Raw genomic sequence first — 13,423 nt, 5'->3', positions numbered from 1 at the left:
CGTGAAGAACTTCAATAAGCAAATCACTTTATCGCTGAAAAATCCGTTTATTTTACATCATGACGTTTACGGACAAAAAGTCCTTCCGGGATTGGCTTATATTGATATGTTTTATCAGATTTTCAAAGAGCGCGGCTATTCATACGACGGGCTTCAGCTGCGCCATTTATCCATATATCAGCCGCTTATTGCGAAAGAAGACAGCGCCGTCAAGCTTACGGTTGAATGTACAAAAGTAAAAGAAGGGCGCTGGAAACTTACCGCAAAAGGGGCTGAGGTCAGCGGCGGGCGAGTACAGCCGGAAGAACGTATTTACGTCAAAGCGGAAATGCACGAGACGGCACCCGCAATTTTCAGTGACACGCTTGATCTTGACTCTGTCAAACGCGAGGCGGAACGCACCATCGATTTAAATGAGCTGTATGCACAATGCAGAAGCCAGGAATTGGTTCACAGCGGATATATGAAAGCAGAAGGAGAAGTGTTTGAGGAGCGGGACGGCGTCATCTTTGATGTATCGCTCGGAAAAGACGCGATGGGACAGGCCGGGGGGTTTTTGTTCCATCCGACTCTCCTTGACGGAAGCGGCGTCGGCGCAAACCTATTGATCTCATCGCTGTTAAATGGGGAAAAGAGGCTGTTTCTGCCTCTTTTCTACGAATCTTTTACAGCTTCCGAACCTTTGCAGAGCGGCTGCATCACGAGAATCAAACGTTCGTCGCTTCGGCAGGAAAAGGAGCTCATTTACATTACACTGGAGTTTTTTAACGCATCCGGCCGGAAAGTAGCCGAGCTGAAAGATTTCACAAGCAAGCTCGTGCGGGATGCCGAGCTGATCAATACAGAACGAAAGACTGCTGAGAGGTCTCCTGAAAAAGCCGGTTTACCGGAAGTTGCGGCATCGCTTGAAGGCGGACACCCGCATGAGGAAGCAGAACGGTATGTCATGAATCTGATGGCGGAAAAAATCGGCAAGCCGCTTGAACAGATTGATTCTCAAGTCGGCTACTATGAAATGGGGCTGACATCGTCCGGACTGCTTGACGTCGTCGAAACGATCAGCGAAAAAATCGGCGAAACCCTTTCTCCGACTTTGCTGTTTGAATATACGACGGCAGCAGAGTTGGCGGCTTTCCTGACTGAGCAGTACGGGAGCCATTTCAGCGCGTCTCCGGCAAAAATGGAGAAGCCGGTTGAGACGCAAACCGAAAAAAGGCGGAAAAGCAGTGTGCCGCAAGATGAAGATATCGCCATTATCGGCATGGCCGGCCGCTACCCGCAGGCCGAAAATATTCATGAATTCTGGGAAAACCTGAAAGAAGGAAAAAACTGTGTCACCGAAATTCCGGAGTCTCGATGGGACTGGCGCCGGTTTGAAAATGTAAAGTCGCCTTCCGGAAAGAGCATTTCAAAATGGGGCGGATTTATCGATGATCCGGATTGCTTTGATCCTCAATTTTTCCGGATTACGCCGCGGGAAGCTGAAACAATGGACCCTCAGGAACGGCTGTTTTTACAAACATGCTGGGAAACGATTGAGGATGCCGGATATACGCCGAAGTCGCTCGCAGAGGCGCGCGGACGGAATAAGAGACAGCGCGTCGGCGTCTTCGCAGGGGTGATGCATAAGGATTATACGTTGGTCGGGGCTGAAGCTTCTTCTGAAGATCATGTATTCCCGCTTTCTCTTAATTATGCGCAAATCGCAAACAGAGTTTCATATTTTTGCAATTTTCACGGGCCGAGCATGGCGGTCGATACGGTCTGTTCATCTTCGCTGACTGCGGTTCACCTTGCTGCGGAAAGCATTCGGCGCGGGGAATGTGAATCGGCGGTTGCCGGAGGGGTCAACTTGTCGCTGCATCCGAATAAATATCTGACATACGGTTTATGGGACATGTTTTCAACAGACGGAGTTTGTCATACATTCGGGAAAGACGGGGACGGCTATGTACCGGCTGAAGGAATCGGTGCCGTTTTATTAAAACCGCTGCGGGAGGCGGTAAAAGACGGAGACCGGATTTATGCGGTGATAAAGGGCAGTGCCGTCAACCATGTGGGGACAGTGAGCGGAATTTCCGTGCCGAGCCCTGTCGCGCAGGCCGATTTGATTGAAGAATGCCTGGACAAAGCGGGCATCGATCCGCGCACGGTCAGTTATATTGAGGCGCACGGGACGGGAACTTCTCTCGGCGATCCGATTGAGGTTCAAGGCCTTGTCAAGGCGTTCCGCCAGTACACACAGGACAAACAGTTCTGTTCGATCGGATCAGTGAAGTCCAATATCGGCCATGCGGAATCGGCGGCGGGCATCAGCGGCTTAAGCAAAGTTGCCCTGCAGCTTCACCATAAAACTTTGGTGCCGTCTCTTCATTCCGAGGAGCTGAATCCGTATTTAGATTTTGAACAATCACCGTTTTACGTCCAGCATCATACCGAAGAGTGGCAGCAGCCTTCAGTGAAGGAAAACGGAAACGAAACCGTATATCCCCGGCGTGCTGGGATCAGTTCTTTCGGGGCGACAGGTTCAAATGTGCATCTCATTCTGGAAGAATTTATTCCGGAAGAATCACTCGGAACAAATGCTGAACCGGCGGAAGGACAGACATTCATTTTTCCTGTTTCGGCCCGAAATGAAGAACGGCTTAAAGAGTATGTTGCGAAGCTGTCTGCATTTATTCATCCCGGCCTGCCGCTTGAGGATGCGGCGTATACACTTCAGATCGGCCGTGAACAGATGGACGAGCGGGTTGCGTTCACCGCTCAGAATATGACACAGCTCAAAGAGCGGCTGGAAGGCTTTCTGGCAGGTAAAACGGTCAGCGGGTGCTGGCGGAACAGAGCTGATAAAACGAAACAGGCAGAGCTTGCTCCAGACTTGATACATAAATGGCTTTCTTCCGGAAGTCTGGAGATGATTGCTGAGAAGTGGGCCGGCGGAGGAACAATGGATTGGAATCTCTTATACGGTGAAAACAAACCGAATCGGATCAGCCTGCCGACATATCCGTTTGAAAAAACACGGTATTGGGTGCCGAAGGCGGAGAATAGAGAATCACTGCCGCAAAAAAATGCAGGCATGCTGCACCCGCTCCTGCATGAAAATGTATCAAACATGTCAGGCGTCCGTTTTCGGTCCTTTTTTAGCGGCGGAGAATTTTTCCTGAAAGATCACGTCGTCAAAAACGAGCGGACGTTACCGGGCGCGGCTTATCTGGAAATGGTTCGGGCGGCCGTTGAACACGCGGCAGAAACGAAGGAAGAAGGAACAGTCCGTCTGAAACATGTCGTATGGATACGTCCGTTTACAGCGGCGGATGAGTCCGCAGAACTGTATCTCCGCCTTTATGACGAAGAAAATGGAGAGATGGGATTTACGGTTTACAGTGAATCGGCTTCCTCGGAACAAGAGTCCGTTCTCTATGCGCAAGGAAGCGCGGCGTTTGTCCGAGCGGGCGAACCGGCCAAAATCGAGATTGACAAATTAAGAGAGTCACGCCGTCTGATCACACCTGACGCTTGCTATCAGGCATACAAACAAATGGGGATTGAATACGGGGATGCTCACAAAGCGGTCACGGAAATCTATGCAAAAGACAGCAAAGTGCTCGCGAAGCTCTCACTCCCGTCATCTATTTCTCATACAAAAGATCAGTTTGTCCTCCATCCGAGCCTTTTGGATGCGGCCTTCCACGCGACAATCGGGTTAATGCTTGACAGAGACGGGACTGACATACGGCCGATGCTGCCGTTTGCTCTCGAACAGATTGATGTGTTGAAAAGCTGTAAAAGCAATATGTGGGTATCCATTGCGTACAGCGGCGAAAGCAAGCCTGAAGATGCCGTGCAGAAGCTGGATATTGATGTATGTGACGAACAAGGCAATGTATGTGTGAAAATAACTGGTTATTCCGCACGGGAAATTGAAACGGATAAAACAGATACACTATATTTTGAACACGTATGGGAAGAGAAGGCCGCTGTACATGAAAAAGCGCCGATCCATTTCAAAGCCCGTCACGTGATCATATCTGACCGGTTTACGGATCAAATGAACAGCATACAGACAGACTTCAGCTGTCATGTGCTCCGTGATCAGCATAAGAGTGAAGACGAACGGTTTGAGGCTTGTGCGCTTCAAGCGTTCGAAGAAGTGAAGAAAATCCTCGCTTCAAATTCCGGCGGGCGCGAGCTCATTCAGATTGTCGTGCCTCAAGAAGCGGATACGCAGCTCCTTTGCGGCTTAACGGGGCTTTTGAAAACAGCGGCGCTTGAAAACCCGAACCTGACCGGCCAGCTGATTGAATTGGAGCCGGACGTCAAGGCAGACACGCTGTCACGATATGTAAAAGAATGCAGCGCTCATCCTGATGACAAGCATATTCGCTATGAAAACGGCAGGCGCTATACGGCACAATGGCAGGAAACAGGGCTTGAACAGTTCGGCGCCGAAAAGCCGTGGAAGGATAAAGGTGTTTATCTGATCACAGGCGGTGCAGGCGGTCTCGGATTTTTGTTCGCCAAAGAAATCGCCCGGCATGCAAAAGACGCCGTTCTTATTTTAACGGGGCGTTCTCTGTTGGATAACCGTAAAAAAGCCCAGCTTCAAGAACTGTCCGATCTCGGCGCGGAAGCCGTGTACAAACAAACGGACATGACGGAAAAACAAGAAGTTCAATCGCTCACAGCGGACATCTGCCGGCAGTACGGCGGATTAAACGGTATCATACACAGCGCCGGAACGATAAAAGACAACTATATTCTGAAAAAGCACAAAGATGAAATCCGTGATGTACTGGCGCCGAAAGTCTCCGGACTGGTTCATCTTGATGAAGCGGCAAAGGACATTGAGCTTGATTTTCTGATTCTTTTCTCTTCCGGAGCCGGAAGCGCCGGAAGCGCGGGCCAGGCTGATTATGCGATGGCCAATGCGTTTATGAACGCCTTCAGTGAAAAAAGAAACCGTAAAAAAGCCCGAAATGAACGCTATGGACACACCCTTTCAATCTGCTGGCCGCTTTGGAAAGACGGCGGCATGACGGTTGATGCTGAAACGGAAGCCATGCTGACAAAAGAAAGCGGCATGGTCCCTATGCAAACAGAAAACGGCATTCATGCTTTGTACCGCGGGTGGGCGGCAAACACATCCCAAGTCATGGTGACGGAAGGCTACGCCGCAAAAATCCGGGCGTTTTTGAAAAAATCAGCGGATGATCAGCCGGATAAGGGCAGCGAAACCGAAGAAACGGCAGGTCTTACAGCGGGCGGAGAGAACATGCTTGCAGAAAAAACGGAGCATTTCTTGAAACAAGTGCTTTCGGAAGTGACCAAACTTCCTGTCGGCAAAATTGACGCCAAGGCGCCTATGGAAGACTACGGTATTGATTCGATTATGATTATGCATTTGACGGGCCGGCTGGAAAAGAGCTTCGGTTCATTGTCAAAAACATTGTTTTTCGAGTACCAGAATATCGAATCGCTGGCGCAGTATTTTATGAAAGCACACCGGGACACGCTGTTGGAAGTGACCGGGATGAAAACAGAAGAAACCCCTGCAGCCAAACCGGCGCTGTCTGAGAAAGCGAAAGTAAAGCCTGTTTCCAAACGGAATGAAGGCAAAAAAGGCTTTGCGCAAGTCCGTCCAGACACGCGGAAAAATCAGCAGCTGACGGAGCGTGAAGATATCGCGATTATCGGTATATCAGGACGATATCCGCAGGCCGAAAATCTTCAGGAATTTTGGAAGAATTTGAGTGAAGGCACTGACTGCATAACCGAAATTCCAAACGATCGCTGGGATCACAGTCTTTATTACGACGCTGATAAAGATAAAGCAGGCAAGACGTACGGAAAATGGGGAGGATTTTTGAAAGACGTGGACAAATTTGATCCGCAATTCTTCTCTATTTCACCCCGGGATGCAAAATTGATGGACCCGCAGGAGCGGTTATTCCTGCAATGTGTCTACGAAACGATGGAAGATGCCGGTTACACGCGCAAAAAGCTCACGGAAAAATCGGGTGATTTGCTTGGCGCCAATGTCGGTGTTTACGTCGGCGTCATGTATGAGGAATATCAGCTTTACGGAGCAGAAGAACAGGCGCGCGGAAAATCGCTTGCGCTGACCGGAAATCCGTCATCAATTGCGAACAGGGCTTCCTATGTATTCGGTTTTAACGGCCCGAGCATGGCTCTGGATACGATGTGCTCTTCTTCTTTAACAGCCATTCATCTGGCATGCCAAAGCTTGCGGAACGGGGAATGCGAAGCAGCATTTGCCGGGGGCGTCAATGTATCCGTTCATCCGAATAAATATTTGATGCTCGGCCAGAACAGATTTTTATCAAGCAAAGGCAGATGTGAAAGTTTCGGAGAAGGCGGAGACGGTTATGTGCCCGGTGAAGGAGTGGGCGCCGTACTCCTTAAGCCGCTTTCTAAAGCGAAAGCGGACGGTGATCATATTTACGGCCTGATCAAAGGAACGGCCGTGAACCATGATGGAAAAACAAACGGGTATTCCGTACCGAATCCGAACGCCCAAGCCGCGGTGATCAAACAGGCGTTAAAAGACGCGGGAACCGATCCGAGGGCGGTCAGCTACATCGAAGCCCACGGCACCGGGACTTCACTCGGCGATCCGATTGAAATCACGGGTCTGACAAAAGTCTTTTCAGAACAAACACAAGATAAACAGTTTTGTGCCATCGGCTCAGCGAAATCCAATATCGGGCACTGTGAAAGCGCGGCGGGCATCGCGGGGCTGACGAAGGTGCTGCTGCAAATGAAATACAAGAAGCTTGCGCCGTCACTGCATTCCCGGACGCTTAACCCGAATATTGATTTTCCGAGTACGCCGTTTAAAGTGCAGCAGACGCTTGAAGAGTGGAAAAGACCGGTCATAAATGATAAGGAATTGCCGAGAACCGCAGGACTTTCCTCATTCGGAGCGGGCGGCGTCAACGCTCATATCGTCATCGAAGAATATTCCGCAGATGAGGATAAGGAGACGGCTTTTGCCGCGCCTCATCCGTCGATGATCGTCCTTTCCGCGAAAAATGAGCAACGGCTTCAAAAACGGGCGAAACGTCTTCTTGATGCGCTGCGGAGCGGGCGTTACCGGGAAGCGGATCTGAGCCGGATCGCATATACACTTCAAATCGGCCGTGAACCGATGGAAGAGCGTCTCGGAATGATTGTCAGCAATTTGCGCGAGCTTGAAGAGAAGCTTGACGAATTTACGGGCGGCAAGGAGTCAATTGACCAGCTCTACCGCGGACAAGTCAAACAGAATAAAGACACGATGGCGCTGTTTGCGGCTGATGAGGACATGGAAAAAACCATTGAGGCATGGCTTGAAAAAGGCAAAGCCGCAAAGGTATTAGAGCTTTGGGTGAAGGGCCTTCCGCTGAATTGGGATAAGTTGTATCAAATGGGCAGACCGCAAAAAATCAGTCTCCCGGCCTACCCGTTTGCAAAAGACCGTTATTGGATCGACATATCAGCAGATGCAGCTGTCAAAAAACCGGCCGACATACAGTCTGCGCCGATCGCACCGGCGGCCGTCTCGGAACCGGTCATTGAAGTAACAACTCTTCACGAGGAGACTGCCAAAGAAAAACCGTCAAACATTTCATTGCAGCCTTTGAGCGGCGCGAAACCGAAAAGAACCGTACAGTCTGTTTCCCGTCCGGCGGTTTCCGCTGAAAAAGTAAGTGCCGTATTGACCGAAAGTTTGGCAGACGTTTTATATATGGATGCCGACGATATCGACGCAGACGACACGTTTATTGATATCGGCATGGATTCAATTACCGGTCTTGAATGGATAAAGTCTGTTAATAAAGTATACGGCACGTCCCTTACGGTGACGAAAGTATATGATTATCCGACAATCCGCCAGTTTGCGGCCTTCTTGCAAAAAGAGCTCGGGACAGAACCGATCCTTGAGGAAGCAACCGAACCGCAGAAAACAGAGGCCGTGAAAAAACCGTCAAACATCATGCTGCAGTCTTTAAACGCTCATAAGCAGCATGTGATACAAGCAGAAGCGGATATTCTGGAGGCGATGTCTGAAACGGCAGCTTCCGCCGAACCGGAAGAACCGATTGAAGCGGTGCATGACGAGTTATCAAAAGCACTGGCTGATGTATTGTACATGGAGCGGGATGAAGTAGATATTGATGAGGCCTTTATTGACTTGGGTATGGATTCAATTACCGGTCTTGAATGGATAAAGGCCGTCAATAAACGGTACGGCACGGACTGTAACGTAACGAAAGTGTATGATTATCCGACAATCCGCCAATTTGCCGATTTTCTGCGTACGCAGCCGTCCGTCCGCGGCAGAAAAAAACAGGCGGTTCCCGTACGTCCAAAGCCGCTTACGCAGCAACATGCCCTGCAGGAGAAAACACCTGCCGAGCCTGAGAGATTAACGGTTCAAAAGGAACCTGAACCGGTGCAGGCCAAACGGGAGCCTAAAGACGAGATAGCGGACGCGATAGCCATCGTCGGCATGTCGGGCAAGTACCCGGATGCGCCGGACCTAAAGACGTATTGGGACAACTTAGCCCGTGCGAAAAACGCCATTCGCGACATCCCGCTTTCCCGCTGGGATGTAAACAAATACTATGATCCGGCCTTAAACAAGAAGGGCAAAGTATACTGCAGATCAATCGGTATGCTTGACGGTATTGAAGAGTTTGATCCGCTGTTCTTTAATATATCTCCGTCTGAAGCGGAACTTATGGACCCGCAGCACCGGATATTTTTACAGGAAGGTTTTAAAGCCTTTGAAGATGCGGGCTACAGCTCAAAAGAATTAAACGGGAAAAATTGCGGCGTTTATTTGGGGATCATGAACAATGAATACGGCATGATGTTAAACAAACATCAGACAGGAGGAAGCGCGACGGGCAACAGTTTCAGCATCGCGGCGGCCCGCCTGCCTTATTATCTCAATTTGAAAGGACCGGCCATTCCGATTGATACGGCATGCTCATCATCTCTCGTCGGGACTCATTTAGCGCGTCAGGCGCTGTTGAATCATGAAATTGACATGGCGCTTGTCGGCGGTGTCACCTTGTATTTAACGCCTGAATCATACATCAGCATGTGTGAAGCCGGAATGCTGTCTCCTGACGGCCAATGTAAAGCATTTGATAACAGTGCGAACGGATTTGTGCCTGGCGAAGGCGCGGGGGCGCTCGTTTTGAAGAGGCTGAAAGATGCGGAAGCCGATCAAGACCATATTTACGGAGTTATTATCGGATCTGGAATTAACCAGGACGGAAAAACCAACGGCATTACCGCACCAAGCGCGAAAAGCCAAATGGATTTAGAGCGTCAAGTGTATGAAGCGCACAACATCCACCCTGAGAGCATCACCTATGCGGAAATGCACGGCACCGGCACAAAGCAGGGGGATCCGATTGAACTAGAAGCCCTGTCTTCTGTATTTAAGGAAAAAACGGATCGTAAACAATTTTGCGCCATCGGTTCGGTTAAATCGAATATTGGGCATACGTCGGCGGCGGCAGGTGTAGCAAGCGTCCAGAAGGTTCTGCTGTCGATGAAGCATCAGCAGCTTGTGCCGACCCTTCATTTCAGCACGCCGAATGAACATTTTGATTTCGATGACTCGCCTTTATTTGTCAATACCGAACTCAAACCTTGGGAAACAGGCGGAGCACCGCGGCGGGCCTGTGTCAGCTCATTCGGCTACAGCGGCACAAACGCTCATCTCGTTATCGAAGAGTATCAGCCGAAAGACCGGGGAAGCCGTAAGCCTGATGAGACAAACATTTTTGTGCTGTCGGCGAAAAAAGCGCCCCAGGTAAAAACCTATGCCGAGTCTGTGATCGAATTTGCAAAAGCCGATCAGAATATCAATCTTTCAGATATGGCGTACACGCTTCAAACCGGGCGTGATGCGATGGATTACCGTCTTGCGGTTACAGCCGGTTCGAGAGAAGAACTGATCAGCCGTTTAACCGATTTTGTAAACGGAAATACGGGTGAAGGGATATATGAAGCCCATATCAAAACGGCTAAAAAAGAAATCAAAGCATTTGAAACGGACGATGACCTGAAGCAGCTCGTAAGGTCATGGTTCGATAAGAAAAAATACGCCAAAATAGCGGAATTGTGGGCCAAAGGGCTTCAGATGGACTGGGACAGACTCTATCAAGGCGAAAAACCCCGCAGAATCAGTCTCCCGGCTTACCCATTTGCGAAGGAGCCGTACTGGCTGCCTGAGCCGAAAGCCGTACCGCAGGAAACAGAAGACCGGCGCGAGGCTGTGCTTTTAGAAAAGCAATGGGTTCCGTGTGAGATCGATTCGGCCGGTGAGAAAAGCGGCAGGACGGTCATGATTCTGGCTGATGCAAGGACAGCTGAGCTAGCCGAAGAGACTGCGAAGCATTTCGCTGACTCATTCATTCTCCCGGTGGATTCCGCTGACACTGCAGCTAGCGATTGGAATCACATAGATGGCGCAATCGATCTGACGGGATGCGGAGACGAAGACCCTTCACTGGAAGGGCTCAGCAGGCTCCAGACTCTGATTGATACAAGCCGCCGGCAAGCGCGGCCGCTGACGCTGCTATATGTAACAAAAGGCTTGGAGCCATTTCAGCAGAAAACGATTCACCTTGCAGGAGCGGCAAAAAGCGGCCTGTACAGAATGCTTCAAAATGAGTATCAAAACGTGACGTCCAGACACATGGATGCCGATACAGATACGGATCAGCAGACGCTTGCCAAACAGATTGCAGATGAATTTTCGGCGGACAGCACAGAAATGGAAATCTGCCGCCGAAACGGACAGAGATACCGTGCTTTATTCACGGAGATTCCAAGCGGGAAGCGAGCAGAACATAAGCCCGCACCGTTTCCTGAAGACCATGTGCTTTTCATTACCGGAGGCACGAGGGGACTGGGTCTCTTATGCGCCCGCCATTTCACAGAAAAACACGGCGTGAAAAAAGTAGTGCTGACAGGCAGGGAGCCGATTCCTCCCCGTCATGAACGGTCAGCCGTTAATACGAGGCTGAAAGAGAAGATCCGGGCGATTGAAGAGCTCGAAGCAAAAGGAGTGCAAGTGGCGGTGATCAGTCTGAAATTGTCTGATCATGATGCGGCGGCAGCGGAAATTGAAACGATCCGGCGCACGATGGGACCGATCGGCGGCGTCATTCACTGTGCGGGATCGGTTAATTCAGTAAATCCGGCGTTTATCAGAAAGACTGCCGACGACATACAAGAAGTGCTTGAACCGAAAGTCGCCGGGCTTCAAACATTAAGCAGCCTTTTCACAAATGATCCTTTGCAATTTTTTGTCTTATTTTCTTCAGTATCTGCAGTCGTTCCGGCGCTCGCGGCGGGACAGTCGGATTATGCGATGGCAAATGCGTACATGGATTATTTCGCGGCGGCTCATCAGAATCAATATCCGTTAGTCAGCATTCAATGGCCGAACTGGAAGGAAACCGGATTAGGTGAAGTCCGCACAGAAAGCCTGAAGCAGACCGGGCTGCTGGGACTGTCCAACGCGGAAGGACTTGACTTGCTGGACCGCATTTTATCTGAAAACATCCGCCCGTCCGTTCTGCCGGCTATCGTTGATCGGAGCGAATGGCATCCTGACAGGCTGCTCTGTCAAGAGAAAACACAAAAAGCCGTAATAAACGGCAAAGCCGCGGAAAAACATTCAGACAGAGACCTGCTTCTTGATACGAAGGCGTGGCTTGTGAAACTGTTTTCCGATGAGCTGAAAATCGCTCCGGAAGAACTGGAAACAGACGAACCGTTTCAGGATTACGGGGTTGATTCGATCATTTTAGCGCAGCTTTTACAGCAAATGAATCAAGCGCTCAAAGAGGACTTAGATCCGTCTGTTTTATATGAACATCCGACGATCGACGCGTTTGCCGAATGGCTTGTATCCAATGGGCAGCCGCTGCTTGCAGAAAGGGAGGAACCTGATACAGAAATGTTGGTTCCGGCTGCCGTACAAACGGTTCACACTGAACAAAAGCGTGATGCCGTAACTGAAGACATTGCCGTCGTCGGAATGAGCTGCCGTTTTCCGGGAGCGGAATCGTTAGACCAATATTGGGACTTGCTGAGAAGCGGCAGGTCCGCAATCGGCCCCGTCCCGGCGGAACGTTTCGGATATGCAAATCAATACGTTGCGGGATTGATTGACAATATGGATCACTTTGATTCCGAATTCTTTTTCATTCCGGAAAACGACGCGAAAGCGATGGACCCTCAGGCGTTGGCGGTGTTGGAAGAGAGCTTGAAACTTTGGTGCCATGCCGGCTATACCCGTGAAGAAATCAAGGGCATAGAAGCCGGTGTGTATATCGGAGGCCGCAGCCAGCATCAGCCTGATCCTGAAAGTCTTGCGAATACCCGCAACCCGATCGTTGCCGGCGGGCAGAATTATTTAGCGGCAAACGTTTCGCAATTTTTTGATCTGCGCGGGCCGAGCATCGTGCTTGATACGGCTTGTTCATCGGCTTTGACAGGAATGAACATGGCCGTTCAGGCACTGAGAAGCGGCGATATCAAAGCGGCGGTAGTTGGCGGCGTCAGCCTGCTGAACACGGATGCGGCGCACCGGATGTTCCAAGAGCGCGGGCTGTTAAACGAAAAACCGGCATTTCACGTATTTGACAAGCGTTCAGGCGGAGTTGTCCTCGGTGAAGGCGTCGGCATGGTTCTGTTAAAAACAGTAAGCCAGGCGCAAAAAGACGGCGACACGATACACGCAGTCATTAAGGCCGCCGCCATGAACAATGACGGCAGAACGGCAGGCCCTTCAGCCCCTAATATGCAGGCGCAAAAAGACGTTATGCAAAGCGCGCTTTTCAAAAGCGGCAAAAAGCCGGAAGACATCACTTATATCGAAGCAAACGGATCGGGTTCCGCGGTGACTGATTTGCTTGAGCTGAAGGCGATTCAATCCGTATACCGCTCAGGTCGGCATGTTCCGCTCGGCATCGGGTCAATTAAGCCGAACATCGGGCATCCGCTTTGCGCAGAAGGCATCGCAAGCTTCATTAAAGTCGTATTAATGCTGAAGCATAAACAAACGGTTCCGTTTCTCTCAGGAGACGAACCGATGCCGCATTTTGATATAACAAAGACAGATTTTCACTTCCATAAAACAGCCGGCGAATGGGATGCAGCCAGACCGTCAGCAGCCATCAACTGCTTTGCCGACGGCGGAACGAACGCCCACGTCATTCTGGAAGCTTGGGAAGAAAAAGATACCCGAATGAAAAGAAAGCCGCTGCCGGTACCGTCATTAAGACGTAAGGCTCTGGTAAAAGAGCCTGACGCACCGGCGGAGAAACAAGAGCTTCATGCGAAAAAAATGTTCTGGAAAGCATTTAAATGAGAGAGGAGTGGGAAG

Annotated in this window: 1 protein-coding gene; it reads left to right on the top strand. The window is 50.3% G+C overall.

The window, feature by feature from the left end; all coding sequences use genetic code 11:
• The first annotated feature begins 1 nt into the window (after position 1).
• Complete coding sequence (locus OTK50_RS00805; RefSeq protein ID WP_286280374.1) at positions 2 to 13,408, top strand: type I polyketide synthase; 13,407 nt, start codon at positions 2 to 4, stop codon at positions 13,406 to 13,408.
• Positions 13,409 to 13,423: the final 15 nt, after the last annotated feature.

Source organism: Bacillus sp. NEAU-CP5, from assembly GCF_026420705.1.
Taxonomy (GTDB): domain Bacteria; phylum Bacillota; class Bacilli; order Bacillales; family Bacillaceae; genus Bacillus; species Bacillus velezensis.
Note: the sequence above shows the minus strand (reverse complement) of the source record. Positions and strands in the feature narration are given on the sequence as shown.